Source organism: Bifidobacterium asteroides (assembly GCF_003202695.1).
GTDB lineage: Bacteria > Actinomycetota > Actinomycetes > Actinomycetales > Bifidobacteriaceae > Bombiscardovia > Bombiscardovia asteroides_G.
The window spans coordinates 108,894-134,868 of sequence record NZ_QGLL01000006.1 but is presented as its reverse complement, the minus strand read 5'-3'; the positions used below and the strand labels follow the sequence as shown (position 1 = coordinate 134,868).

The 25,975-nt window shown below is 60.5% G+C and carries 16 protein-coding genes, 1 other RNA gene and 1 pseudogene; 11 read left to right on the top strand and 7 right to left on the bottom strand.

Annotated features, from left to right (window positions below; genetic code table 11):
• Positions 1–23: 23 nt before the first annotated feature.
• Both DKK75_RS02530 and DKK75_RS02525 read right to left on the bottom strand, forming a co-directional pair.
• Positions 24–311 carry a hypothetical protein gene (locus DKK75_RS02530; RefSeq protein ID WP_258333124.1) on the bottom strand — a complete coding sequence of 96 codons (288 nt, stop codon included), beginning with the start codon at positions 309–311 and terminating at the stop codon, positions 24–26.
• A 61-nt stretch (positions 312–372) separates the two neighbouring features.
• Positions 373–972 (bottom strand): sigma-70 family RNA polymerase sigma factor, encoded by a 600-nt coding sequence (locus DKK75_RS02525; RefSeq protein ID WP_110452277.1) that lies wholly within the window; start codon positions 970–972, stop codon positions 373–375.
• Positions 973–1,126: 154 nt separating this feature from the next.
• Here DKK75_RS02525 and DKK75_RS02520 point away from each other — a divergent pair, with 154 nt between their 5' ends.
• From DKK75_RS02520 to DKK75_RS02505, 4 genes are all read left to right on the top strand, one after another.
• The gene (locus DKK75_RS02520) at positions 1,127–1,885 is read left to right on the top strand and encodes an exonuclease domain-containing protein (RefSeq protein ID WP_110451898.1); all 759 of its coding nucleotides are present in this window, start codon (positions 1,127–1,129) and stop codon (positions 1,883–1,885) included.
• A 171-nt stretch (positions 1,886–2,056) separates the two neighbouring features.
• Complete coding sequence (locus DKK75_RS02515) at positions 2,057–3,625, top strand: Mur ligase family protein (RefSeq protein ID WP_110451897.1); 1,569 nt, start codon at positions 2,057–2,059, stop codon at positions 3,623–3,625.
• 86 nt (positions 3,626–3,711) lie between these two features.
• The gene (locus DKK75_RS02510; RefSeq protein WP_110452276.1) at positions 3,712–4,956 is read left to right on the top strand and encodes a carboxylate--amine ligase; all 1,245 of its coding nucleotides are present in this window, start codon (positions 3,712–3,714) and stop codon (positions 4,954–4,956) included.
• Entirely contained in the window at positions 4,953–5,696 is a 744-nt protein-coding gene (locus tag DKK75_RS02505; protein ID WP_110451896.1) for an aspartate/glutamate racemase family protein, read from the top strand. The genes DKK75_RS02510 and DKK75_RS02505 overlap by 4 nt, the downstream gene beginning before the upstream one ends.
• Here DKK75_RS02505 and smc read toward each other — a convergent pair.
• Both smc and DKK75_RS02495 read right to left on the bottom strand, forming a co-directional pair.
• Positions 5,629–9,267, bottom strand: a complete 3,639-nt coding sequence (gene smc, locus DKK75_RS02500; RefSeq protein ID WP_110451895.1) for a chromosome segregation protein SMC — start codon at positions 9,265–9,267, stop codon at positions 5,629–5,631. The two genes, DKK75_RS02505 and smc, sit on opposite strands and share 68 nt — an antisense overlap.
• Positions 9,267–10,688: a bifunctional folylpolyglutamate synthase/dihydrofolate synthase gene (locus tag DKK75_RS02495; protein WP_110451894.1), complete on the bottom strand. Its 1,422-nt coding sequence runs from the start codon at positions 10,686–10,688 to the stop codon at positions 9,267–9,269. The genes smc and DKK75_RS02495 overlap by 1 nt, the downstream gene beginning before the upstream one ends.
• Before the next feature lie 206 nt (positions 10,689–10,894).
• Between DKK75_RS02495 and DKK75_RS02490 the strand changes: the two genes are divergently transcribed.
• Together DKK75_RS02490 and DKK75_RS02485 are read left to right on the top strand one after the other, a co-directional pair.
• A complete protein-coding gene (locus DKK75_RS02490; protein WP_258333155.1) occupies positions 10,895–12,445 on the top strand; it encodes an aminopeptidase P family protein in 1,551 nt (516 codons plus the stop codon).
• Positions 12,446–12,447: 2 nt separating this feature from the next.
• Positions 12,448–13,002 (top strand): NUDIX hydrolase, encoded by a 555-nt coding sequence (locus DKK75_RS02485; protein ID WP_110451892.1) that lies wholly within the window; start codon positions 12,448–12,450, stop codon positions 13,000–13,002.
• 333 nt (positions 13,003–13,335) lie between these two features.
• Here the strand turns inward: DKK75_RS02485 and DKK75_RS02480 are convergent, their stop codons facing one another.
• Positions 13,336–16,632, bottom strand: a complete 3,297-nt coding sequence (locus DKK75_RS02480; protein ID WP_445337700.1) for a glycoside hydrolase family 2 TIM barrel-domain containing protein — start codon at positions 16,630–16,632, stop codon at positions 13,336–13,338.
• Positions 16,633–16,942: 310 nt separating this feature from the next.
• A pseudogene (locus DKK75_RS08250) lies at positions 16,943–17,204 on the bottom strand (xylose isomerase); the annotation flags it as partial.
• Positions 17,205–17,812: 608 nt separating this feature from the next.
• Between DKK75_RS08250 and DKK75_RS02470 the strand changes: the two are divergent.
• The 5 genes from DKK75_RS02470 (at position 17,813) to DKK75_RS02450 (ending at position 24,339) form a co-directional block, all read left to right on the top strand.
• Complete coding sequence (locus DKK75_RS02470; protein WP_110451890.1) at positions 17,813–19,090, top strand: ROK family transcriptional regulator; 1,278 nt, start codon at positions 17,813–17,815, stop codon at positions 19,088–19,090.
• Complete coding sequence (locus DKK75_RS02465; protein ID WP_110451889.1) at positions 19,080–19,979, top strand: carbohydrate kinase family protein; 900 nt, start codon at positions 19,080–19,082, stop codon at positions 19,977–19,979. The genes DKK75_RS02470 and DKK75_RS02465 overlap by 11 nt, the downstream gene beginning before the upstream one ends.
• A gap of 244 nt (positions 19,980–20,223) precedes the next feature.
• Positions 20,224–20,622, top strand: a transfer-messenger RNA (tmRNA) gene (ssrA, locus tag DKK75_RS02460).
• Positions 20,623–20,959: 337 nt separating this feature from the next.
• Complete coding sequence (locus DKK75_RS02455; protein WP_110451888.1) at positions 20,960–21,661, top strand: ABC transporter ATP-binding protein; 702 nt, start codon at positions 20,960–20,962, stop codon at positions 21,659–21,661.
• Complete coding sequence (locus tag DKK75_RS02450) at positions 21,655–24,339, top strand: ABC transporter permease (RefSeq protein ID WP_110451887.1); 2,685 nt, start codon at positions 21,655–21,657, stop codon at positions 24,337–24,339. The genes DKK75_RS02455 and DKK75_RS02450 overlap by 7 nt, the downstream gene beginning before the upstream one ends.
• A 19-nt stretch (positions 24,340–24,358) precedes the next feature.
• Here DKK75_RS02450 and DKK75_RS02445 read toward each other — a convergent pair whose 3' ends face one another.
• The gene (locus tag DKK75_RS02445; RefSeq protein ID WP_110451886.1) at positions 24,359–25,798 is read right to left on the bottom strand and encodes an FtsX-like permease family protein; all 1,440 of its coding nucleotides are present in this window, start codon (positions 25,796–25,798) and stop codon (positions 24,359–24,361) included.
• Between the last annotated feature and the right edge of the window lie 177 nt (positions 25,799–25,975).

The window sequence follows — 25,975 nt, the reverse complement described above, 5'->3', positions numbered from 1 at the left end:
CCTGCCAAGGAAACCGACTGGACCTACTTGTCCATACTGCGATCCGGCGTCCCCTGCTCCAGTTCATCCATCTGATCGAACATATGCCTGAGCCGATCCAGCAGACACTCCGGTGCGCATTCAGGGCGCAGATACCGACGCAGCTCCTCGATGACCATGCGCTCGCGCTCGTCGCAGCAGGATTCCGGATCGAAGCAGTCACTGGGATTCACGCAGGAGGCATCCTGATAGATGCGCAGGCTGGTGTGGGTCACCCTGACAGCGCCTCCATCATCGTAGGCGTAGTGACTCATCTCCACGCGTCGGTCCATGCTCCTGCCCGCTTCCTGATATTTGATCCTCGGGGCCCTCGATGCCCCTTGCTGCTGATCTCTATTTTTTTATACTAGGTCCGGCCTCAACCGGTCTATGACGTTCCGCTGAGGGCTTGTCCACAGCCTCGTGCTCGTGCTGGTAGCCGCGCTCCTTGGCATACCGCTCCAGCTCCTGGCGCAGCTGTGATCGCGCCCGGTTCAGCCGGCTCATGACCGTACCGATCTTGATGCCCTCCTCGTCGGCCACTTGCTGATAGCTCTTGCCGTCGATGGCTGCGTCGATGAAGACCCGTCGACGTTCCGGACTGAGCCGGTCCAGGGCGGCCATGATCTCCTCGGGAGCAAAGGTCTCCATGTATTCCTGCTCGGCGGATTTGAGCCCCTCGGATCCATGCTCCGAGGCCGAATAGATGTCCCAGTCGTTGTACTCGCCTGTTGAGTCGTTGGCCCGTTGCGGGCGCCGCTTGGCCTTGTGGTACTGGTTGAAATAGGCATTGCGCTCAATGGTGGTCATCCAAGCCTCAAAGTTGCTGCCGGGCTGGAAGCGGTCGAAGGCCTTGAATCCTCGCTCAAAGGTGTCCTGGACCAGATCCTGGGCGTCGTCGGGGTTGTTGGTCAGGCGCATGGCCTGGCGATAGAGCACATCCACCGCAGGCATGGCCAGGGCCTCGAATTGACGTTTTCTGCTTTCGAGCTCGCTGGTATCTGCCACACTCCCTATTGTGCCATCCCCCCTCGCCCGTGACGGTTTCGACCCGGTCGCTAGTCGGCCGGCCCTCGGTTACCATGATGACTGAGAGGAAATCACATTTATGGAAGACACTGCGCACACCAGCATGGAACAGGCACTTCAGTCCGCCCCGCAACAGGAGGGGTCGACTCGCCTAGGAGACTCCTGGCTTCTGGGGTTCGACACCGAGACCACGGGCACCAAACCAGGCAAGGACGGCATCGTCTCGGCCAGCCTGGTTCTGCGCGACCCGGCCAAGGGCTATTCAGGGGATGTGGTGGCCACCTGGATTGTCAACCCGCACCGGCATATCAGCAAAGGGGCCAGCCGGGTCAACGGATTCACCGACCAGCAGCTGGCCGCCGAGGGCATGGAACCCGAGCTGGCCACCGCGCAGATGGCCGGGTTCATTGCCCGCGCCCAGGACAAGCGCATCCCCCTGCTGGCCTACAACGCCCCCTTCGACGTGCATATGCTGGACGGGGACATAGCCCACTGGTGCTCAGGATCAGTCAAGCCCCTGGGCGAGGGGGATCTGCTGGTAGTGGACCCTCTGGTCCTGGACAGGGAGATCTCCCACCGGTCGGGCCGCCGCACCTTGGAGCTGACCAGCGAGTATTATGGTGTCATCCCCCATGGAAACTTCCATGATGCTACGGCGGATACCGTGGCGGCCGTGGACCTGATCAAGCCCATGACCACCCTCTTCCCCCAGGTGGCGCGAATCACCATGGACTCCCTTATGGACTGGCAGCGGCAGGCACAGGCCAAGTGGCGGGACCACTTCAACCAATACCTGCTCTCCCAAGGCCGCCGTCCAGTCACCGACTCCTGGCTCTGAGGCTCGGCTCCGAGGCCGACCCGCCGCCCGCTTTTGTCCATTCAGTCAAGGGTCGCCGGATTCTCCTGCCTTGGCCTCAAGGCGGTTTAGACTTGGGTCTGGTCTCGATCCAGGTCACCAATCGTGTCGGGACGGCTCAGGCGACAACCAACAGACAAGGGAGAAGACAGCATGGCGCTGACGATGGCTTCAACCCTGGAGCTGCTGCGCGAACATGGTCAGCTACGCGAGGTAATCCAGAGCGATCAATGGACTTTAAACACACAAGAGAACGCCCAGTCATCCAAGCCCTTCACTGACATCACCTACGACACCCGCCAGGCTGGACCTGGCAGTCTGCTCTTCTGCAAGGGCCACTTCCTGCCTGAATATCTGGATGTCTGCGATCCCGAGGGACCGGCTGCCTATGTGGCCCAGGAGGACTTGTCCGCCCACACCAGGGCGCCAGGGATCATCGTCAACGACGTGCGCAAGTCCATGAGCCTGCTCGCTGCCGCTTTTTACGATTACCCCCAGAAACAGCTGACCCTGGTAGGAATCACCGGCACCAAGGGCAAGACCACCACCGCTTACTTCCTGCACGCCATGCTGGGCAGGATCTCCGCAGGCCGAGCGGCCCTGCTCTCCTCAGTGGACAACTGTCTGGACGGCCGCCATTACCAGGAGTCCAAGCTGACCACACCCGAGTCGCTGGACCTCTTCCGCATGATGCGCCAGGCGGCAGACGCCGGCATGCGCTACCTGGTCATGGAGGTCTCCTCCCAGGCCTACAAGGTGGATCGCGTCTACGGGCTGACATTTGACCTGGGAGCATTCCTGAACATATCCCCCGACCACATCAGCCCCATCGAACATCCAAGCTTCGAGGACTATTTCTACTGCAAGCGCCGCATAACCTACAACAGCCGGCAGCTGGTCCTGGGAGCCGAAGCCTGCGGAGCCGACCTGATCCGTCAGGATGCCCAGCTCGTCGGCATTCCAGTGACCACCTTCGGCGATGGTTCCAAGCATGACGACGTCTTGGTCCGCAAGGCTCCTGGAGGGGGCGACGACTATCTGATAGGGCCCTCGGGCGGAGTCGCGATGCCTGTCAGCCTGTCCATGGATGGGGATTTCAACGCCCTGAACGCGGCCGCAGCCCTAGCCATGCTGATTCGGCTGGGTCTGAAACCTGACGAAAACGTCCTCCAGGCCATGGAGAGGGTGAGGATAGCCGGCAGAATGGAACGCTTCAAGGCCGACAACCGGGTGGTCTATGTCGATTACGCCCACAACAAGGCCTCGGTCACGGCGCTGCTGGACTTCGTGAACGAGCGCTACGGCAATCGCAGACCCCTGATCACCCTGGTCTCCGGCTCTGCAGGCGGCAAAGCCATCGACCGCAGGAAGGGCATCGTCAGCGCTGCACAGGACCGCGTCGACCGGCTGATCCTGACCGCTGACGACGAGGAGGGAGAAAGCTCGAACCAGGTGGACAGGCAGATGCTGGGCTTCGTGACCAACCCGGAACTGGAGGCCAGTATTGTGCCGGACAGGGCCCAGGCCATAAAGCAGGCCCTGGGAGATCCTGGCAGGCCGGAGGATCGTTTGCGAATCACCTTGGTCATCGGCAAGGGTGAGGAACGCTGGTTCAAAAAGAACGGCAGCCACGTGCCGTATGAGGGCGACGACCACATTGTGGCACGTCTGTTGGGTACGGAAAGCTACGACCTGGGAGCTACAGGCACAGCCCGCAGCTGACGATCCCGACTGTTCCCTAATATGGAAAGCCGAATGCCCCACGGCAGAATGGGGTGCACGAGCATATGGTAGGTGGTTTCAGAGATATGAAAGAGTTCCAACCGGTCATACTGGGCACCGACATCAACGCCTACGGGATGGCGCGGGCCTTCCATGAGGCCTACGGCCTGGTATCCACCGTATTCGGCCACTACCAGCTCTCCCCCACCAAGTACAGCCGGATCCTCGACGTGCACCTGGTTCCCGACTTCACCAATCCCAAGGTCTTCGTGCCCGCCCTGAATAAATGGGCTGACGCCTATCACCGGGAGCATCCAGGGGCCGCTCTGCTCCTTCTGCCCTGCGGGGACAGCTATGCCAACCTGCTGGACAAGTTCGGCGAGTCTCTGCGGGAGCGATTCGCCTTCAACGCCATCGACCAGGAGCTGAATCGGTCCCTCTCGCTCAAATCCTCCTTCTACGAGCTCTGCGATCGCTATGACCTGCCCCACCCGAAGACAGTGTCGGTGGACGCCCAGGACGTGAAAGCCGGCCGCCACCGGAATCTGCCCTTCGACTATCCGGTGGCCATGAAGGCAGCCGACAGCGACGAGTGGCTGAACATCCATTTCCCCGGGAGAAAAAAGGCCTTTATATTCAGCGACCCGGATGAGCTGGACACCATGATCCGCAGGTCCTACCAGGCCGGTTACACTTCGCAGATGGTCATCCAGGACTTCGTGCCCGGAGGCGATGACAACATGAGGGTGCTCAATGCATACGTGGACCGTCACCACCGGGTGCGCATGATGTTCCTGGGCCATCCCCTGCTGGAGGATCCCACGCCCGAAGCCATAGGCAACTATGCGGCCATCATGCCCGACTACAACCAGGACATCTTCGACCGGATCAAGGCCTTCCTCGAGGACATCCACTACAGCGGCGTAGCCAATTTCGACATGAAGTATGATCCGCGCGATGGCGTCTACAAGCTTTTCGAGATCAATCTGCGCCAAGGCCGCAGCAGCTACGTGGTCACCCTGAACGGCTTCAACTTGGCCCGCTGCTTTGTGGACGATCTGGTCCTGGACACCCCCTTCAACGGACGCACCGTCTTCGGCCGCGGACACCGTCTATGGATGGAGATTCCCAGGGACATCTTCCGCAAATACTGCGCAGACTCCGAGGACAAGCGACAGGCCATGGCCATGATCCGGCGCGGGGACTGGGGCACCACCCTGGAGTACAACAATGATCTCAATTTCAAACGCTGGGCGCTGATCCGTCACATGTTCTCAATCTATCGGCGTCGCTACCGGCGCTACTTCCGTGACAAGGGGACACTGGCATGAAAAACTTCTTCGTCGTTCTGGGCGGCATGGGTACATTGGCCACTGAAAGCTTCGTCCGGGTGCTGGACCGTATGACCGGGGCACGCAGGGATCAGGACTTTCTGGACTATGTGGTCTTCAATCACGCCACCGTGCCCGACCGCACCGAGTTCATTCTGGGCCGCAGCAAGGATGATCCCTTCCCCTATCTGGCCGAGGATGTGCGTCAGGCCACAGCCATGGGCGCCTCCTTCATGGTCATGGCCTGCAACACGGCCCACCAGATACTGCCTAGGCTCCAGGCCCTGACCCCAGTGCCCATTCTGGATATGCCTCAGGCCACCATTGACTGGGCGAATAAGCAATATCCGGCGCAAACCCATCCGCGCATGGGGTACATGGGCACCGAGGGATCCCGTCACGCCGCCATCTACCAGGGCCCTGCCGACAGGGCCGGCTATCTGCTGGTGGATCCGGACCAGGCCCTGCAGGACCGTGTAAGCGCCTTGATCTACGACGACGTCAAGGAAGGCCGTCTGGACCGGGATCGCTACCTGGGCGTCCTCGATGCCTTCCTGGATGACTACCACTGCGACTCAATCCTGCTGGGCTGCACCGAACTATCAGTGCTCAACGAGGCCTATCCCATGCCGCAGCTGCCCATTGTGGACTCCCAAGCAGTTCTGGCCCGGGTCACTCTTGATCGCGCTCGGGCTCTTCGCGACCCGAAGGATCCGGATCCTTCAGCCGCTGGGAAATGACAGCCGTCACCCCATCCCCTCGCATAGTGACCCCATAGAGGGCGTCAGCGATGCCCATGGTCCTTTGCTGGTGGGTGATGATGATCAGCTGGGCATGCTCGCGCAGCTGTTCGAAGGCCTTGAGCAGCCTGGTCAGGTTCACATCGTCCAGGGCGGCCTCGACCTCGTCCATGACATAGAAGGGACTGGGGCGGGCCGTAAAGATGGCCAGAAGCAAAGCCAAGGCCGTCAGCGACCGCTCACCGCCCGAAAGCAGTGAGAGCCGACGGACCTTTTTGCCAGCCGGGCTGGCCTCGACCAGAACGCCGGTGGTCAGCAGATCGTCCGGATCCTCCAGCCGCAGCCTTCCTCGACCTCCTGGGAAGAGGATGGCGAAGATGCGCTCGAAGGCTTGTGCTGTGTCATCGAATGCCTCCTTGAAGACCGTGACCATGGTCGAATCCAGATCCTTGACCAGGGCCATCAGATCGTCCCGAGACCCTGTTACATCCTGACGCTGCTCGTGCAGGTAGCGGTTGCGGGACTCCAAGGCCTCGTATTCCTCAGTGGCCAGCGGGTTGACCTTGCCTAGGGCGGCCAGGTCTCGCTTGGCCTTGGCCAGCCGCTTCTCCTGCTCCCCACGCTGGTAAGGCACCGTTTTGAAAGCTGACGAATCTTCATCTTCGTCTTTCGCACTCTGGTCCAGAGGCACCGGATTGCCCTCGTCATCCAGAACAGGAACCGGACGATCAGGGCCGTATTCGCGGATGAGCTCCTCCGGCTCCATGCCCAGGTCATCCTGGATGCGCTGGCGCAGGCGGCCGTCTTCACCGGCCAGGCGCTCCCGCTCCAGATCCAGACCGTGCTCATCCTGTCGCAGACTGGCCACCTTGGGTTCCAGAGCGTCCCTGCTGGCGCGCAGGTCGGTCAGTTCCTTGTCGTGGGCGGAAGCATTGGCCCTGAGCTGATCACGGCGGCGGGCCGCATGCTCCATCCTCCCCTTGATCAGTTGGGCCAGCAGGTCGGCCCTGAGCGCAATCAGCCCCAGAGAAGCCATGCCAGCCTTCCGACGATGGTTCTCTTCGGCTATTCGCTGACGACGGCGTTCGGCCTGGTCAGCCTGATCCCGCAGCAGATCAATCTGGCGCAGCAGGGATGCGTGCCTTCGGTCGCTCTCGGTCCAGGTCAGCTTGGCCTCCATCTCGGCGGCGCGGGCCTGGTCCAAGGCCGTCTCCAATTCATGCTGTCGGTCTTCCGTGCCCTCCGGGTCATCAGGATCAGACCCGCTGTCCTCCTGGGCTCGCGCCAGACCGGCCTTGAGATCCTCTAGTTTGAGTTCGTGGGTGCGCACCTGGTCGCGCACCTGGGCCAGCCGGTTGTCCAGATCCTTGACTACGGCCTGGGCTCGATCCGATTCCTTGCGGGCGTCTGCCAGCTCCCGGGCGGCCTGTTCGGCCTTGACCCGAGCCTCGGTGCAATAGTTGCGCGCCTCCTGCAGCTTCTGCTCAGCCTGCTCAAGAGCGGTACGAGCTGCCTCTGTCTGCGGCTGCAGGGACCGGGAGTCCTCTTGAAGGGCTTTCACCTGCGCCAGGGCCCGATCCCGCCGCGCAGTCAGCGCCAGATCGCTGGTGGCAGGGGCAGACCCGCCTACAGCACCTATCTGATCGTAGAGATCTCCCAGGCGGGTCAATGCCTGCTGCCATCCGTCCGCCAGGGCATGGCGGGCCTGATCTGCATCGTCGACGGCAGCGGTTGAAGCCAATAGACAGCGGACAGATGCCAGCACCTCCTGAGCTCGATCGGAATCAGCCTGATGCTCCCGCAGGACCACCAAGTCAGCAGCGGAGCGCCAGGGGCCCTCCCCAGCCCTTATGGATGAGTCTTTGAGCGGGCCCGATGCCGAGATCAGTGCCGCTCGTCCCAGACGATCCTGGCGGGCCCGCTCCAGGGTCTGGTCTACCGTCAGGTCGTCCTTGGCCACCAGAGCCGAAGCATAGTCGTGCAGGGCCTGAGCCAAGGGCTCCTCCCAGCCCTCCTCCACTCGAATGAAATCAGTCAGCACGCCCAATAGAGAAGGATCCTCGTCCTGGGCTAAGGACTCACTGCCACTACGATGATCCAGCGTGTCCGCCAGAGCATCGGCCTTGGCCTGAGCCGAGATGGCATCGGACTGGATTCGACGCTCACGCTCCTCAAGTTCGTTGAGCCTGCTGCGGGCCTGATCCCTGACCTGACCTGCCTGATCCAGAGCCTGTCTGCCATCCCGGTCAGGGCTCTCTTCCCGACTATCCAAGTCGTGCACCCGGCTTCGGGCCCTCTCCATCTCCTCCTTGGCCTGATCCTGCTGACCAGCCAGATCATGCTCACGCTGCTTGGACAGATCCAGGGCCGATGCCTCCTTGGACACCAGCTGCGCTAGGTCTCCCAGTCGAGCCTGCCGCTTTCTGGCTGCCTGCCGCAGCTCGGTCATGGTCTGCCGGTGAGCGGCCAGCCGCCGCTCCAGATCCGCACGGGCTTGGACACAGCCATCCAAGGAGATACGGTCGGCTTCAACCTGACCCTCCTCCTGGTCGGCCTGGCCCTTGAGCTCGTCGGCCCGCCGCCTGAGCACTCCGGGATCCTGGCCCTGATCGGTCACCATGCCAGCCTCCAACGAACGGCTACGCTCCCTGGCCAAAGATGCCAGAGACCCGGCACGCTCACCGAGCTTGGTCAGGTCGTTCCATTGCTGGTTGACGGCGTCCAGGGCCGGACTGGACTGTCGATCCAGCCCCTCCAGCTGTTCGATGCGCAGCTTGACCCTAGTCAGGTCCTCCTGCCCCCGGGCCAGCAGCCCCCGGGTCTGAACCATCCTCGAGCGCAGATCCTCCAACTTCTTCTGCGAGGTCAGGGCGTCGTCGGCATGGATGCGGGCTTGAGCGTCCCGCAGGCTGACCTGGATCATGTCAGCCCGACGGGAGACCTTGGCTTGTCGGCCCAGCGGCCCCAACTGCCGATGAATTTCGCCGATCAGGTCATCCAAGCGTGACAGGTTGGCCTCGGTGTTGGCCAGCTTGTGCAGGGCACGCTCCTTGCGCTTGCGATGCTTGAGGATGCCGGCCGCCTCCTCGATGAAGGCCCGATGACCTGCCGGATCAGCCCGCAGGATGGCATCCAGCCGCCCCTGGCCGACGATTACGTGCATCTGCTGTCCAAGACCGGTGTCGCTGAGCAGCTCCTGGATGTCCAGCAGGCGGCAGTCGGAGCCGTTGATGGCGTATTCGGACCCGCCGTTGCGGTAGATGGTCCGGCTGATGGTCACTTCGGTGTAGTCGATGTCCAAGGTCCGGTCGGTGTTGTCGATGGTCAGGGTGACCTGAGCCCGTCCCAATGGAGGTCTGGAAGAGGTGCCCGCGAAGATGACGTCCTCCATGGAACCGCCGCGCAGGCTCTTGGCCCCTTGCTCTCCCATGACCCAGGCCAGAGCGTCAACGATGTTGGATTTGCCTGATCCGTTCGGGCCCACCACAGCGGTGATGCCCGGCTCGAAGCGCAAGGTGGTGGCTGAGGCGAAGGATTTGAAGCCCTTGAGGGTCAGCTCCTTAAGGTACATCAGGCGCGCTCCGCCTTAGGCTTGGCCAGGTCGGGATTGGGACGCTCAGCAAGCAGTGTGCGGGCATCCCCAGCGGTAACGAAGCTGCCGCAGATCAGCACCCCGCGTCCATAGCCCACCCCGGTCTGGTCTTCGCTGTCGACCATATCGACAGCCGTCTGGATGGCATCGGGCATCCGGTCACGCCGGACCACCCGGTCAGGCCCGAAGACCCGCACAGCGACCCGCTCCAGATCCTCAGCCGGCATGACCCGGCCCTTCCAGGAGTTCTCGGTGACTACAACGCTGTCCAGTACGGGCTCCAGCAGGCCCAGATAGTCCTCCACCTGTTTGTCTGCCATCATGGAAATCACGCCCACCAGCTGCCTGAAGTCGTAGTTCTCCTCGATGGCCGCCCGCAGGGACTGGGCCGCGTTCAGGTTATGCCCGCCATCGATGATGATGGTGGGCGAGGTGCGCACCTGCTCGATCCGTCCGGGGATGCGCACCTGGCTTAGGGCCTCGGCCACCAGATCCTGGTCCAGTGCCCCGTTGACGGGGATGACCGTCTCGGCCGCGGCCAGGGCTGCCAGGGCGTTGTGGGCCTGGTGCTCGCCGAACTTGTCAATGGGAACATCCTTGTAGAGCCCCTGGGGCGTGCGCAGCGTAGCCACCTGACCGCCCACTGCGGGCATGCGCGAGACCACCTCCAGCTCGTTGCCGTCCCTCAGCAGGGTGGGAGAGCCCTGCTCGCGCACGGCCTGCTCGATAATGGGCAGGACGGCCTCCTCATGAGGCTGGGCGCCGACGATGACCGTGGACTTGGGCTTGATGATCCCGGCCTTCTCCCCTGCTATCTGCTCGACCGTATCCCCCAGCCACTGCATATGATCCATGTCCACCGGCCCGATGATGGCAGCGTCACCATCGAGGACGTTGGTGGCATCCCAACGGCCGCCCATCCCCACCTCGACGATGGCCACGTCCACCGGGGCATCTGCAAAGGCCCAGACAGCCATGGCGGTCAGAACCTCGAAGAAGCTCATGGGAGCTCTGCCCTGCTGGGCAAAGCGGTCATCCACCATGGCAATGAAATCCTCAATCTGCTGGTAGAGATCCACAAAGTCCTCGTCGGAAAGCTCCTGACCGTCGATGGCGATGCGCTCGTTGATCCGCTCCAGATGGGGCGAAGTGTAGAGCCCTGTGCGCAGACCGTAGGCACGAACCAAAGCCTCGGCCATCCGCGCCGTGGACCCCTTGCCGTTGGTTCCGGTGACGTGGATGACCCGGAAGCTATGCTCGGGGTGGCCCAGCAGGTCCAGCATCATCCCCATCCTGTCCAGGTCCAGGTTGGCGCTGTCATGCTCTGCGGGACGCGCCATGATGGCACGCTCGACATCACGGATGTCCTGACCCTTGCTGTTGGGGTGCTCGAATGACATATTCTGCCTTCGCCTCCTGCTGGTGGTGGATGCTTCCCGCCCATTCTAAGCGCGACCAGCCCCGATTGAAGGCCAGAACAGCTGACTGTCACATCGGCAGAACGCACTAGCATGGAACCAACATAGTCAGAACCGGAATTTCAAGGAGGCTGGACGTGACCGCATCCGCACAGGAGCATCTACAAGGAGACGCCGATCCCAAGAATGTGGATCTGGATGAGCAGAACATGGAAGACCGGGTGAACAACCGCACCCTGCGTCCCAATTCCCCCTCCTTCCAGAAGTTCATGACCACCGGGTGGCAGGCCCAAGAGCCTCAGATCGAGCCTCTGGAGTCCAGCAAATACACCGAGCGCCGCCTGCGTGAGCTTGGTCGGCGCTTCCCCGGCGAACGGCTGGTCATCCCCGCTGGCTCCTACAAGACGCGAAACAATGACAACGACTACGCCTTCCGCCCAGACACCACCTTCGCCTACTACACGGGCCTGGGCGAGGACTATGAGCCCGGAGCCATCCTGGTTCTGGACCCGGTGGACCCCGACAGTCCTGAGGCCGCCAAGGGCTTGACTCATACCCCTGAACTCTTCGTCCATCCCCGGGCCGACCAGTCCACCCGCGACTACTACCGGTCCTCCCAGTACGGGGAATACTGGGTAGGCCCCCGGGCCGGGCTGCGGGAGCTGGCCGTCATGACCGGCATCCCCACCAAGGACATCGCCACCTTCCCCGATGCCATCGCCAAGGACCTGGGACCGGACCAGGGAGCGGTCAAGCTGAGGGTGATCCGAACCGCCGACCAGGAGGTCCTCAACCAGGTGGAGGCCGCCCGCAAGGCCAACGGCATCGGCGGTCCGGACCGCAATGAGGAGGCGGACGACAAGCTCGAGGAGTTCACCTCCGAAGCCCGCATGATCAAGGACGCCTACGAGGTGGGCGAGATGCGCAAGGCCATCGCCGCCACCAAGGACGGATTCGACCGAATTCTGACCCATCTGCCGCAAGTGACGGGCCGTCCCCGCTCCGAGCGGATGCTGGAGGGCGTCTTCAACGCCAACGCACGCGAGAAGGGCAACGACGTAGGCTACGGGTCCATCATCGCCTCGGGCAAGCACGCCCCCATCCTGCACTGGATGCGCAATGACGGAACCGTCCAGAAGGGCGATCTGCTCCTGATCGACGCCGGTGTAGAGGTCAACAGCCTCTACACGGCCGACATCACCCGCACCTTCCCCGTGGGCGGCACCTTCAGCCCCCTGCAGAAGCGGATCTACCAGACCGTGCTCAAGGCCCAGCAGGCCGGCTTCGAGGCAGCCAAGCCCGGGGCCACCTACTCGGACATCCACCATGCCGTCATGCGTGTGCTGGCGCAGACCCTGCATGAGTGGGGCATCCTCAAGGTCAGCGTGGAGGAGTCCCTCTCCCCTCAGGGCCAGCAGCACCGTCGCTGGCACGCCTGCGGCTGCGCCCACCACCTGGGTCTGGACGTGCATGACTGCGCCGAGGCCCGCTACGAGTCCTACCAGGGTGCACCCATTACCCCGGGAATGATCTTCACCATCGAGCCTGGACTCTACTTCAAGGAGAACGACCTGCTGGTGCCCCCGGAGTTCCGTGGCATCGGCGTGCGCGTGGAGGACGACGTGCTCATGACCGAGCAGGGTCCCCAGTGGCTGTCCGCAGGCATCCCCAAGACCGTAGAGGATGTGGAAGCCTGGATGGCACAGCGGGCTGCGCTCGCCGACCCGGACCGGGACTGACTATGCCCACCCCTGATTTCATCCTCAGACTGCGCAAGTCCATAGGTCATGACCTGCTCTGGCTGAACGGCGTGACGGCCTTCGTCCGCGATGACCAGGGCCGTGTCCTGCTGGGCCGACGCTCCGACACCGGACAGTGGGCCCTGGTCTACGGGATCAATGAGCCAGGCGAGGATCCGGCCGACACCGTGATTCGCGAGGTGAGGGAAGAGACCGGGGTGGATGTGATCGTCACTGCCTTGGCGGCGGTCACATCCTCCCGGGAGGCGGTCACCTATGCCAATGGGGATCGGACCATGTACATGGATCATCTGTTCATCTGCCGACCTGATCCCAGCGGCAATGCCAACCCCTTTGTGGGCGACGAGGAGAGCCTGTCAGTCGGCTGGTTCGACCCCAATCGGCTTCCAGCCCCGCTGGCCCAGACTACTGTGGAACGCATGGCCCGAGCGCAAACCTATCTGAAACGTCTGCATGGCGGAGATGCCCACGCTCTCTTCAGGGTCAATGGCAGTGAGCTGCCAGTCAATCCCGACCAGTCTCGGGTTGACCATTGAACCTTGGCGAAGCCAATCATCATATGGGCTATACAACTATTCGATGAATGAAAGGACTACCGCCTGCGCTGATATAGCTACCGCCGACCCACGGATTCTTCGGATGGTTTAGTTCTCGAAGAAATCCAGCGGATCATCGATGAAGCGACGCAGGCCTACAAGAGCTGCCCCCTTGGGGCCGGACGGAGCCTGATAACGCCCAGGCCATCACGGCTATATGCCCCCCACGGCTGGCCGGTGGACATCGAGACCACACTGACGCGAGCCCCATGCGAGCAGGTCTACCAGCAATATCTGCGCTGATGGGGATGAAAGACCCCGCCAGTCTCTGTTTCACTTGGAACGGACTCGCAGATGCAGTCCGAAGACCAGGTCGGTTTCGTCCAAGCGGTAGGCGGGATCCAGCTCAGGTCCGCAGCTGTTGGAGCCTATGCCGCTTGTGGCATAGTCCAAGCAGAGCACGGTCGAGCCGCATTCCTCAAGCTCATGGTCATGCCCCTTGGCGGTCAGCTCCTCCTGCGTATAGGGGGAGCAATTGAAGCTGATCGGCCCTTCCCCCGCCGCCTGCAGCAGGGAGCGGTCATCCTCCACCAGGACGTAGTCGCAGCCATAGCGGGAGCCGTTCTCCTGGGGACGCAGGTAGTGCTCGACCATGCCTGACGCGGTGTCATGGAACACACCATAGTGGCTGGCACGATGCATGTCCCGATAGCTCTCGTAGGGCCCATAGCCGCAGTAGGTAACCTGCTGAAGGCTCCGGGGCAGGAAGAGCCGCAGACCAAACCTAGGCAGGTAGGGGAACTCAGGATTCCGATGCAGCTCCATGCTCAGATCCAGCCCACCTTGGTCGCTCAGGGTCCAGGTGGCAAGGATGCTGCCCATGGGCTGAATGTAGGGGGCCACTAGGGAAAGCCCCGCCTTGATTGTGGTCAGCCCCTTGCTCTGATCAGTCCGCAGCTGGCAGGAGAGAGCCCTAGTGCTAGCCCGATCGTATTCGGCCTTGCGCCATTCCTCCTTGATGGTGGCATCGTTATCGGTGGGCGCCCGCCAGAGGTTGACCTCCATAGGGGCGGTCAGCAGGGAACGGTTGTCGATGCTCATGGACTCCACCATGCCGGTGCGGCGGTTGAAGACGTAGCGCCAGTCAGACCCTTCAACATCGAAGCGGGCATCCGTCTGCCTGACCACTGGCCGGTGGGCGCCCCGGGCTCCGTTGCCAGGATCGGCACTGATGACTCTGGCCACGCCGTTGGGGCGTTCAGGCATTCCCATGTCCGCGGCTTCAAGCTGATCGAAGCCTAGCGGATGCCCTTGGGCAAGCACCGGATCGGCCTTGGCCAGGGCATACTCCACCAGCAGGGTCAGACGACCGCGCTCGGGCGGATCCATGGGCGGCAAGCCTACGGTACCCTCAGCATGGGGGGCGATGTGCAGGCCGGTTCCCCTATCCAGTTCCGGCGACCCGGAGGCCACCGGCTCCCCATCACACAGAAGGATCCACTTCAGGCTCAGGTAATCATCCAGGAAGGTGAAGTCCAGATAGTTATGGAGGGTGAGCAGCCGGGTCTGCGGATCGTAGCCGACAAGACGGGCTGGCCGGAAGACGTTCTTGAACTCCCTGAGGCCGGTGTGGGGCTGCCGGTCGGGATAGACCAGACCATCCATGCAGAAGTTGGCATCATGGGGGTACTCGCCGTGGTCCCCCCCGTAGGCATAGATTCGATGGCCCTCGCGGTCCCTGCCCTGGTCGATGGCATGGTCGGCCCACTCCCAGATGCAGCCGCCCAGGAGCCCTGGATGCGCCTGAATGACCTGGAAGTAGTCCTCCAGATCCCCGGGACCCAGCCCCATGGCATGGCTGTATTCGCATAGGAAGTATGGTCGACGACCTCCGTCCCCGTCGTCCCCGTGGCTGCTGATGCCATGAGGACCCTCCGGCGTGAAATAATCCTCGATTTGCTTGATGGTGGGATACATCCGCGAGGTGATGTCCAGATTGCTGTAGTCCAGATCCTCCCGGGGCGAGCCGTGGATGGCCGACTCGTAGTGGGTCAGACGGGAGGGGTCCCGAGACTTGGTCCAGGCCAGCGCCGCCTCGATGCCGCAGCCATAGCCGCTTTCGTTGCCCATGGACCAGATCAGAATCGAAGGGTGGTTCTTGTCCCGCTCCAGGCTGCGTTGGACCCGGTCGACGATGGCATCGGTAAAGCGCGGTTCGTCAGCGATGCGACCGTTCCAGTAATCGGGCTCCTTCCAATCCGGACCGTGGTAAAGACCTTCGATGCCATGGGCCTCCAGATCGGCCTCGGCGATCAGGTAGAAGCCCAGCTGATCGTAGAGGGCGTAGTACTGGGGGCTGTTGGGGTAATGGGATGTGCGAATGGCGTTGACGTTGTGCTCCTTCATCAGAGTCAGGTCACGCATGATCTGCTCCTGGTCGATGACGAATCCGGTGCGCGGATCCCCGTCGTGGCGGTTGACCCCATGGATCTTGATGGGGCTGCCGTTGACCTTGACCACCTGGCCGTCCAGGCTGATGGTGCGCAGACCGATGTACTCGGTGATAACCTCATCCGAATCGCCGGAGCCAGGAGCACTGGCTTTAGTGGACAGCGTCAGCCGATAGAGTTCAGGGTCCTCGGCGTTCCAGAGGCGGGGATGGTCGACCTCCATGAGCAATTGCGCAGGCCCCTTGCAACCTGCAAGCTCGGCCCGTGCTACCTCAACTCCATCGGGATCAGTCAGCAGAGCCTGGACGTCTAGAGCGGCATCGTCATGGCCTGATACGCCGGTCGGATCCAGGTCCAGGGTTACACTGGCATGTTCCAGCCCCTCATCCAGGTCGGTGTGGACGAACAAGTCACGCAAACGCACCTTAGGTCGACGCAGGATGTAGACATCGCGGAAGATGCCACTCATACGGAACTTATCCTGGTCCTCCAGATAGCTGCCGTCGCACCACTTAAGCACCAGGACGGCCAGCTGGTTACGGCCCTGCCTCAGATGGTCGGTCACGTCGAACTCGCTGGTGGCATGCGAGACCTGGCTGTAGCCAATCAGATCCCCGTTGACCCAAAGATAGAAGCAGGAGTCCACCCCCTCGAAATTGAGCAGGGCCCGGGGCGCTGAGGAATCAGGCTCGTAATCGAAGTCGCGCAGGTAGATGCCGCAGGGATTGTCAGCAGGCACTCTGGGCGGATCGAAGGGGAATGGATAGCGCACGTTGGTGTACTGGGGGTAGTCGTAGCCCTGAGTCTGCCAGACTCCTGGCACATGGATTGGTTTGTATACCCCTAGTCCTGCATCCCTGGAAGGGCAGTAGTCGGCTTCGAAAAAGACAGGGTCCTTGGTCTCGGTGGCGGACTGGACATCGGCATCCAGCTGGTCGATGCTGGCATAATAACGAAAATCCCAATCCCCATCCAGGTCCAGGTACCGGTCAGAGTCCCTGCGCCGATCGCCACGCGTGTCCAAGGAGACGCTAGCCGGCACGCAGTAGGCATGGTTGGGCTCAGTCCCCACATGCAGCGTAGCTGGATCCTCATAATACCGTGGTATGAACATGACGACTCCATCCTCCTCGGTGGCCTTGGCAGCAAACGTTTCACAGGCTTGACTGTTTACGTTCACATGCGACCATGATACCGGGGCCGGGACACACAATTTCAGCGGTTGCCGCAAATGCCATCGAACCGGAAGCGCCATGCTCTCGCGGATGAACAGCCCAGGGAGGCAGGGATGCCGACTATGAAGTGCAACATGTATGCTTCTGCCTTAAAGACATCCATGCATCCGGCATCGAGAGCCACGCGGACCTCATGCTGCTAGGTATGCATGGCCCGGTTGGCGTGGTTGTCTTCGATGCTGAGCTTGAAATTATCCTGCAGATCGTAAGTGTGCAGGAAGCTGATGGTGATGGCTGCGTCGTAGTCGTATTGGTGAAGAGCTCGAAGGCATAGTCCACCTTGGCCAGCGCCTGATCCATGGGATCGGTGTAGCGGTAGCAGGGCCTTCGCACGGTGGGATCGCCGAAGGGATCCACCAGACCCTGGTTACAAGGTGCGCCACCAGGCCACGGCGAAACGCGGCCGGTCCTTCATGTGCTTGCCGGCCGCCGCCTTGTTCTTGTCGTAGTAGCGCAAGCCCAGGCCTTCCTTGATGCTCTGGCAGCCCTCGTATTCAATCTTGTCGCCCTCCCGCAGACCCGTCCGAAATGCTCCTTTGTCTCATGCATTTGCCGTTACGGCGTTCGCAGGGGAGGAAATCAGTTTCTGTCTGCCGAACAACAGGGGCAGAAAGAGAGATTGCTTTTATCATTTCGTTAAATTATATAGATGGGGCTTGCGCAGACTCATGAAGCGAATCTGAGTGGTAGCCCTATGACTACCGTCTGAAGCCTTGAGCTCAAGCTGCAATGGCGCCTGCACAGGCCGACCGATCCGTCTGCACCATCGCCAGGGCTTGTCCGCAATAGGTGCGCGTACGCCCGGTCCAAAGCCCTACGGGATGGGGTATGGAGCAGCACAGTCGAAGACCAGCAGTCGATCGCTCTGCACTCGATCGGTCAGATCCTCAGATGCCATGGGCTTGTCGAGGCCCTTCTCGTCGGCACATCCTACTTTCACAAAGCACAACCCTCCCCAGCTACAGATCCAGCTACAGATATAGGCAAATGCCGACGGCTATCCTCCATCAGTTCCTTTACCAGTGTCGAACCAGTTGCACAGGGATTAAACGATGTTAATATATAAACGCCGTTGATGAAGTATGCGAAGTTCGCGTGACAGTAGCGCTCAAGGAGGAGGCCGATATGCGAAGCAGCCCATACGCCAGCACGCCAAAGGCCCTCTCCGAGCTCAACCAGTCACGCATCGTCCAATACCTGCACCGGCGGGGCACCAGTTCGCGAGCACAGATGGCCCGGGAACTCAATCTGACACCGGCGGCAGTGAGCAAGCTCGTGGCCCGTCTGATCAGCCTGGGTCTGATCAGCGAGACCGGCAGCCTGGACTCAGAAGGTGGCCGTCGATCAATCGGCCTGACCCTGAACGCCGACCGCTACCAGGTCATCGGAGTCAAGTTCGCCCGCAGTCTGATCAGCATTGGACTCTTCGACATCAGCGGCCGCCTGCTGGACTCGGAAGAGCTGCCCCCAGTCGACCCCGATGACATCCCCGGAGCCGTGGCCGAGGTCAGAACCCGAGTGGGAAGACGGCTGGAGACAAACCCTGCCATCGTGGCCGTAGGCATGGCCGTGCCGGGTCCTTACCTGCGCGAGATCGGCCGCATCGCCCTGGTCACCAACATGCCCGGCTGGCGTGGCGTGGACTTCATCCATGAATTCGGCCAGGCCTTCCGCGTACCCACCTTTATCGAGCAGGATGCCCGAGCCGGCGCGCTGGCCCAGAGTCTCTTCGATCCCCGCATAAGCGCATCCAGCATAGCCTACTTCCTGGTGGGCGAAGGCGTGGGGCTTGGAGTCATTGACAGAGGCGCCCTGGTGGACGGCAGCCAGGGAGCAGCCACCGAGATCGGCCATGTCAGCATCGATCTGAACGGCCTGCCATGCGAATGCGGCAACCGAGGCTGCCTGGAATGCTACTGCTCGACAGTAGCCATCCACCGCCGCATGTGTCAGCCGGATATGCAGATTCAGTTCCCCGGAGTCAAAGCCATGACCCACGCCAAAGCCTGCGCGTGCCTGTTCGACCAGGCGCGTTCGGGCCATAAAGCCGCACGGACCCTAGTGGATCAGATAGCCGATTACGTGGGTTACGGCTGTGTGACCATCGTCAACGCCTACAATCCAGCCCAAATCATCATCGGAGACATGGTGGCCGCCGCCGGAACCCGCCTGCTGGAACGGGTTCAGACCATGGTGTCCCAGCGCGCCCTGCCTGGCCTGCGCGAGCACACGCAGATCCTGCTCTCCCGCCTTCCAGCAGATGCGACACTGACCGGCGCTGCGGCGGTAGCAGCCAGCCAATTTTTGGAGCACCCGGCCAGCATGGGTCGCACAGCTGTGAAATCAATAAGCACAAGGCGGGCGCATCACCCGTCGTCAGGAAAGGAACACCATGACCAGTAAACCCGTGGTCCTCAGCATCGGCGAAATCCTTTGGGACGTCCTGCCAACAGGCAAACGGGCCGGAGGCGCACCGGTCAACTTCAGCTATCACGCCGCAAAGAACGGAGCGGAAGGCTATGCCATCAGCGCCGTGGGCCGGGACGACCTGGGCCGGGAGCTTGAGGAGGCTGTTCACAAGGCCGGGGTCGATGCGGTCCTGCAGCACAACGACCACCCCACCAGCACCGTCGAGGTCCAGCTGACCGAGGGCATCCCCCAGTACGTCTTCAAGCCTGATGTGGCCTGGGATCATCTGGAATACACGGATGACCTGGCCGGGCTGGCCAGCAAGGCCGATGCGGTCTGCTATGGCACGTTGGGCATGCGCAGCGGCAAATCCCGCGAGACCTGCCTGCAGGTGCTGCGCCACACCAAGAGCCATGCCATGCGCTTCTTCGACATCAACCTGCGTGGCACCTTCTACAGCAAGGATCTGATCCAGGAGCTGCTGGACATGGCCACGGTCTTCAAGCTCAACGACGAGGAGCTGGTCACCCTGCGCGATATGTTCCACGTTCCCGGGGCCACTGACGACGAGCTCTGCCGCTGGTTCATGGACCAGTGGCACCTGGACACCATCGTGCTGACCGCTGGCAGCGACTACAGCACGATCTATCTGGCGGACGGCCAGTCCTCGCATCTGCCCACTCCTGAAATCACTGTGGCCGACACGGTCGGGGCCGGCGATGCCTTCTCCGGGACGTTTGCCATCAACCGCCTTCTGGGAGCCTCCCTGACTCAGGCCCACCGGGCTGCCGTCAATACCGCCGCCTTCGTCTGCACCCAGCAGGGCGCCTGGCCTGAATATCCCGAGCATATCCCCGACTATCTAGGCCAGCAGGGTCAGTGACCCCTCACCTTCGAACATAATTTGGCCCCGCCCTTTCGAACTGTCGACCGGACGGGACCAAGCTTATATCTTCGAAATTGAGAATTTACCAGATGCCGATGAGCCCTCGTCGACTGGGCTCTGTGGCTTGATCAGGATTCAAGTCAATGCCGAGGGAGAAGCGGGAATATCCGCAGCGTCCATCTGTTGTATACTGGCGAGGTTGGTCCATAATGGCACCAGCGGAGCTTGATAATTCAAGATTGGGGCTGATCGGTTTCGACGGTGACCTGTTCGTCGCAGGGAAGCGTGCCGAGAACGCGGGGGTCCGCTCGTTAATGTCCTCCCGCAAACAACAAGTGCTAAATCTAACCGCACTGAGTTCGCTCTCGCTGCCTGAGCTTCGCGCCAGGATTAACCAGTGAGCAGCTGCTCCGTTCACTCCCCTTCGCCTTCGGGGGGATGCTGAGCGTCATTAAGAAGACTTGCCTGAATTGCCGCGCCACAGAGCGGTTCGGGGACTTTTTCTGCGGCTATGCCCGCCACCGGTTGTCTGCGATATAGGTGGGGGCAGACAGATAGCCACAAAGGCCAGCAGACTACGCACGTAGAAGACTGAGGGTGCGGTCACCGGACCGGGGTTCAATTCCCCGCAGCTCCACAAACAAGGGCCAGCCGAGGTAACTTGGCTGGCTCTTTTTGTTGCTTTACACGCTTTAGGACATGCGTGTCTCTACTACTTACCGGCTGACACCCGTCGCCTGGTATCTACCCAGCAATCGCCAAGACCAAGAATGGATCTGTTGAGATATCACAGATAAGTGCTCATGCCCTTGCTTGCTAATCTGCACTTCAAGACTGGAAGCACTCTGACGCAACCCGGATTCATCTGAGAGATGAATGACATGCATAAAAGCCTTGGTACACGCCTCTATTTGAGCCCCTCTTTGAAAACCTCTTTTTCACGATAGCCTTGATAAAGCAGTATTGCGAGGAGGAGTATGACTTTTATCGAGTTCAACTCGGTCGTCAAATCCTATCCCTCTGGTCGCTCAATCATCAAAGCTTTGGATCAGGCCTCATTCACAGCCGATCAGGGGAAGTTGACGATTATTCTGGGCGCATCCGGGGCGGGAAAAACGACTGCGCTCAACATTCTAGGGGGTATGGACACCGCCACCTCTGGTCAGGTATCCGTGGGCGACCGGCAGATAACCAGCCTGGATCCCCATGAACTGATCGACTACAGACGCAACGACATCGGCTTCGTTTTCCAGTTCTATAACCTGGTTCCCAGCCTGACAGCTCTTGAAAATGTTGAATTGGCATCACAGATCTGCACTGACCACTTTGACCCGGCTCAAACTCTGGAAGACGTTGGCCTAAAAGACCGTATGGACAACTTTCCATCACAGCTGTCCGGCGGCGAGCAACAGAGGGTGGCCATTGCACGAGCGATCGCCAAAAGGCCAAAGATCCTCCTGTGCGACGAACCTACAGGCGCTCTCGACTTTACAACCGGGCGTGAAGTCTTGAATCTTCTGCAAACCATATGCCGCCAACAGTCAATGACGGTATTGATCATCACTCACAACTCGGCTCTGGCGCCAATGGCTGATAATTTAATCCGTTTCCATTCGGGAAAGGTCATCAGCCAGGAAGCCAACGACCACCCCACTCCGGTCGAGGAGATCGAATGGTAAGGGTCAAGACAGCTCCTAGGCAGGACAGCCATGCCCGCTTTCCCGTCGCCTTTGTCAAAGACATGCTGCGCTCCTGGCTCCACAGCTGGAAACGCTTCCTGGCCATCGGTCTGATCTCTGCTCTGGGCGTGGCCGTCCTGACGGGCATTTGGGCAGGTTGCCAGGACATGTATCAGGCAGCCGACCGCTTCTATAAGACCCAGGGGCTGTACGACGTGCAGGTGGTCTCATCATCCGGCCTCACTGACGACGACTTGCAGGCCCTCAGGCGGCTGCCCGATGTCAGCAAGGCCCAGGCGGAAGAATTCCAGAAAGCTCAAACATCGGTAAATGGCAGCAAGAAAGAGTTGACTCTGGTCCGTCTGCACTCCCACGGTCTGAACCAACCCTATCTTCAGGCGGGACGGTTGCCTCAGTCCAAGAATGAGGTGGCGGTCACGCAAAAATTCCTGACTGACAGTCATTTGCGGCTGGGTGGTCACATCCAGCTGGAGGACGATCACGATGCCAGCCAGACTGCCGATAGCACCTCTGAACTGACCATAACCGGCACCGTCCTTGATCCACAGGATCTGGTCAATCCCCAAGGTCGGCGGGCAGGAGGGTTCCGCAGAACAGCAACCTCCGATTACCGCCTCTTCCTGCCCAACAAGGCACCTGCCGAGTCAGAAAGCCGACAGCAGAGGCCAGTCTATGCGGCCATTTCACTGCGCATGCAGGGCAGCGAGCAGATGGACACCTTCAGCGACGACTACGAAGACGCGGTCAATCGGATGACCGACCGGATAGCGCATAAGGTCCAGACCGACAGGCAAGAGGCCCGTCATCAAGAGCTGGTAGACAATGTCAAACAGCAACTCGAACAAGCAAGGCAGACGGGCCAATTCCCGCAGGCGGCTGAAGCTGTTTCAGGCGACCAGACCATGTCAAAGACAGCAGGTGGAGTGACAACGGATCCTGCCACCTTGGTGCCACCTGTGCGCTGGTATCTCAACACTCGCGCAACCAGCGGATCATATTCTGATTTCAAGTCCGACATCGACTCCATCCAATCTCTGGGCCGAGCTTTTCCTGTAATCTTTTTAACGGTTGCCGTGCTCATGAGCCTGACTGCCATGACTCGCATGGTCGAAGAGGACCGTGGGTTGATCGGCACCTACCTGGCCTTGGGCTACGGACGCGTACCTGTTGCCCTCAGGTATCTCTTGTTCGCCCTTCTGGCCTGCCTAATCGGCGGCGGTCTGGGGAATTTGGCAGGTTTCATCGGCATCCCCGCCTTCCTGCTGACGATTCTGCGCGATCTGTATGTCGTGCCCGGCACTCGTTTGGCTTACGACTGGGCTTACGGTTCGTTCGGAGTGGCCTTGTTCGCCGTGGGAGTGCTTCTGGCAACTGCTGCGACTTGTGCCAACGAAATGAGACAGACGCCGGCACAGCTGATGCTTCCCAAGGCCCCTAAGGCAGGCGCACGCATCTTCCTGGAAAAGATCGGGCCCCTCTGGCGGCGCATGTCCTTCCTCAACAAGGTCACGGCCCGCAATCTCTTCAGATTCAAGGGGCGGCTGATCATGACCGTGGGCGGAGTAGCCGGCTGCACGGCGCTAATTTTGTGCGGATTGGCCATCAGCGACACAGTTGATTCTCTGGGACCAAGGCAGTTCCATGATGTCTATCGCTACGATCTGCTGGCCATCAGTTCGGAGAATAATCTAACCCCGCTGCGTCAGCTGCTGCAGAAGGATGGCCGCACACGCTCGATGTTGCCGATTCGGGTGGAGTCGAGTCGGATGACTGCTGAATTGCCTCATTCACATCGGCAGAAGTCCGAGGCGATTCAACTGGTAGTCGTTCCAAAAGACAAAGAACCAACATTCTCCAAAATGGTCAATCTGCGTTCGACGGATCGGCAGGCTCAAACTCTCCATCTCAATGATGCAGGTCCGATTGTTTCCCGATCGGCTGCTCATTCCCTAGGCCTGTCTGCCGGATCGACCATCCACCTGCTCGACAAGGATATGAACACGGTACAAACGCGGGTTGCTGCTGTCTCCCGCAGTCTGATCGGTTCGGACATCTATCTGACAGCGAGCTGTTATCAGCGTCTATTTGATAAAACCAGCCAAGGCGATAGCGCAGTTGCCATGAATGCGGTCTATGCCCTCTTGACCGGCTCTCCTGATGAGCAGGTCTCTTACGCCAACCGTCTGAGCCGAAACCAGGAGGTCGTTTCGGCCGTCAGCACCGTCGACATGGAGCGGTCCATGAACTTTGATCTGATGTACGCGGTGGTCATGCTGATCGTGGCGCTGGCCGGGGGCCTGGCTCTGGCTGTCCTCTTCACCCTGGCTTCGACCAACGTGTCCGAACGCATCAGGGAGATAGCCACCCTGAAAGTCCTGGGGTTCCACGACCGGGAGGTCCACACCTACATCAACAAGGAGATGCTGATCCTGACACTGCTGGGCATTCTTCTAGGCCTGCCACTGGGCCGGTATGTCGCCGGACTGTTGACTTCAGCCCTGAATATGCCATCGCTCTATTTCGCTGTTCAGATCAAGCCGGTTTCCTATCTGATCTCAGCTGGTGCCACAATGGCATTCACCCTTGTGGTCCAGTTCTTTACCAACCCCACCTTGAACCGCATCGACCCTGTCTCAGCGCTGAAAAGCATGGAATGAGACGGAGCCGTATACGGTCTTATTCGCCTATGGCGCCTTGCAGAATGGCTATGGGCGAGCGCTTCAAAGCAGGCCGCACCGTCAGCATGGTCGCTAGCGACCCGACGACGATGATCGGCAACCCACATATAAGGAAGAACTGCCAAGGAAAAGCTATTGACAGACTGTGAACAAGGGGCCAATAGACCATAGCAGTGCTCAGTCCAACTAGTCCGGTGCCGCCTGCTGCGATGATAATGCCTGTAGCCATCACGATGGTGCCGTCCAATATGGATATAGCAGTCAGCTGCTGCGGGTTTGCGCCGGCAATTGACAGGAGCGCCAGATCAAGGTCACGATCCCGAGCGGCGATGGCGAACCCCGCGATGACGCCGACCAAGGCGACCAGCAGCGCTGCCCAGAAACCATAGAGCAACTCCAAGGTTCCTCCCGATGTGACGTTCTCTATTCCCGATACCTTGTTCATGGCGACGGTACTGGTGCCTCCAGCAGCCAGCAGACCGCCGATTAGAAACATGCAGGCAGTCAGAGCTATAACTGTTGAGCCGAATGTGGTATCTCGACTCCTGACCACAGCCTGTGAACGCGCTATCCGCCAAACGGCAGATGACGACGGCACTAGAGCGGTCCAAAGTTGAGTGACCCTGCTTATAACAGACCCCCCAGAACGCGCCAAGGCAATCAGCAACAAGAGAATAGCAAACAGCGGTCCACTTCCAACGGTACTTATGACTGCCTGGACCTGCTTAGGCTCTAAGGACACAGAGCCGCTGTGCGAAAGATAGGCAAAGACAGGCAACGGCAATAGCAGCAAGACCAGCCCAAGGAAAAGGGATACAAGACCACGTCCATGTCGTGGCCGGTCAATCGATTCGCTCTCCTCAGCACGACGCACTACCCGGACGGGTGTCATCTTTCCCAAATCCTGCAATGTCCGGCTGGTCGCCAAGACGGCCGTAGCCAATCCCACTGCAAGACCAGTCAGGGCAGACCAGGGAAAACCGTGCCAGGTAAAAGCGAAATGTACCGGCATTCGCATCCCTGTGGAATACCAATCGAGGATCCTTCCAGCCAGCGCAGGCGAAAGAGCCACGGCAACTAGGGAGGCTGGTAGAACCAAAATCATCACCTGCAAAAGCGTAAGCACCAGGATCTGCTTAGGCGTAGCTCCCAGCAGCGAGAGAAGGGCCAGCCCCTGCCGACGTTGGCGAATTGATGCCTGCAGAGTCTGCTTGATCACCAGGCAGCCGAGCACAATGACCGTGAGGAAGACCAGACTCAGAGCCGAAGCCAGACTCTTGGCAGGATCCCTGGTCTTGACTGACAGACCCTGGTAATAGCTGTTGACGCCCATGCTGACGCTCATGGCGCAGAGCAGGGTTTGGGTAACCACAAGAACGATGAAGACGCCAGCCCAGATGTCACTATTGGCTTTCAGGTCACGCAAGGCCCAAGTCATGATTCATTCACCTGCCACATCCTCGTGCGTACACTCGGCTACATTCATCTATTTATATGCATAGTCGATCGACGCGGAATGCAACATCCGGCAAACCCCTGAAACGACCCTGAATCAACCCTGATTCCTTCTCACGATGGACTGTCGATCACTCCCGTGCTCAGTCCATTATCAGAG

What these genes read in the sequence shown, in the direction of transcription:
- DKK75_RS02520 (WP_110451898.1), top strand. Translation starts at nt 1,127, where the DNA reads ATGGAAGACACTGCGCACACCAGCATGGAACAGGCACTTCAGTCCGCC.
- DKK75_RS02530 (WP_258333124.1), bottom strand. Translation starts at nt 311, where the DNA reads ATGGACCGACGCGTGGAGATGAGTCACTACGCCTACGATGATGGAGGC.
- DKK75_RS02525 (WP_110452277.1), bottom strand. Translation starts at nt 972, where the DNA reads ATGCCTGCGGTGGATGTGCTCTATCGCCAGGCCATGCGCCTGACCAAC.
- DKK75_RS02485 (WP_110451892.1), top strand. Translation starts at nt 12,448, where the DNA reads ATGCCCACCCCTGATTTCATCCTCAGACTGCGCAAGTCCATAGGTCAT.
- DKK75_RS02510 (WP_110452276.1), top strand. Translation starts at nt 3,712, where the DNA reads ATGAAAGAGTTCCAACCGGTCATACTGGGCACCGACATCAACGCCTAC.
- DKK75_RS02470 (WP_110451890.1), top strand. Translation starts at nt 17,813, where the DNA reads ATGCGAAGCAGCCCATACGCCAGCACGCCAAAGGCCCTCTCCGAGCTC.
- DKK75_RS02515 (WP_110451897.1), top strand. Translation starts at nt 2,057, where the DNA reads ATGGCGCTGACGATGGCTTCAACCCTGGAGCTGCTGCGCGAACATGGT.
- DKK75_RS02495 (WP_110451894.1), bottom strand. Translation starts at nt 10,688, where the DNA reads ATGTCATTCGAGCACCCCAACAGCAAGGGTCAGGACATCCGTGATGTC.
- DKK75_RS02505 (WP_110451896.1), top strand. Translation starts at nt 4,953, where the DNA reads ATGAAAAACTTCTTCGTCGTTCTGGGCGGCATGGGTACATTGGCCACT.
- DKK75_RS02450 (WP_110451887.1), top strand. Translation starts at nt 21,655, where the DNA reads ATGGTAAGGGTCAAGACAGCTCCTAGGCAGGACAGCCATGCCCGCTTT.
- DKK75_RS02445 (WP_110451886.1), bottom strand. Translation starts at nt 25,798, where the DNA reads ATGACTTGGGCCTTGCGTGACCTGAAAGCCAATAGTGACATCTGGGCT.
- DKK75_RS02465 (WP_110451889.1), top strand. Translation starts at nt 19,080, where the DNA reads ATGACCAGTAAACCCGTGGTCCTCAGCATCGGCGAAATCCTTTGGGAC.
- smc (WP_110451895.1), bottom strand. Translation starts at nt 9,267, where the DNA reads ATGTACCTTAAGGAGCTGACCCTCAAGGGCTTCAAATCCTTCGCCTCA.
- DKK75_RS02455 (WP_110451888.1), top strand. Translation starts at nt 20,960, where the DNA reads ATGACTTTTATCGAGTTCAACTCGGTCGTCAAATCCTATCCCTCTGGT.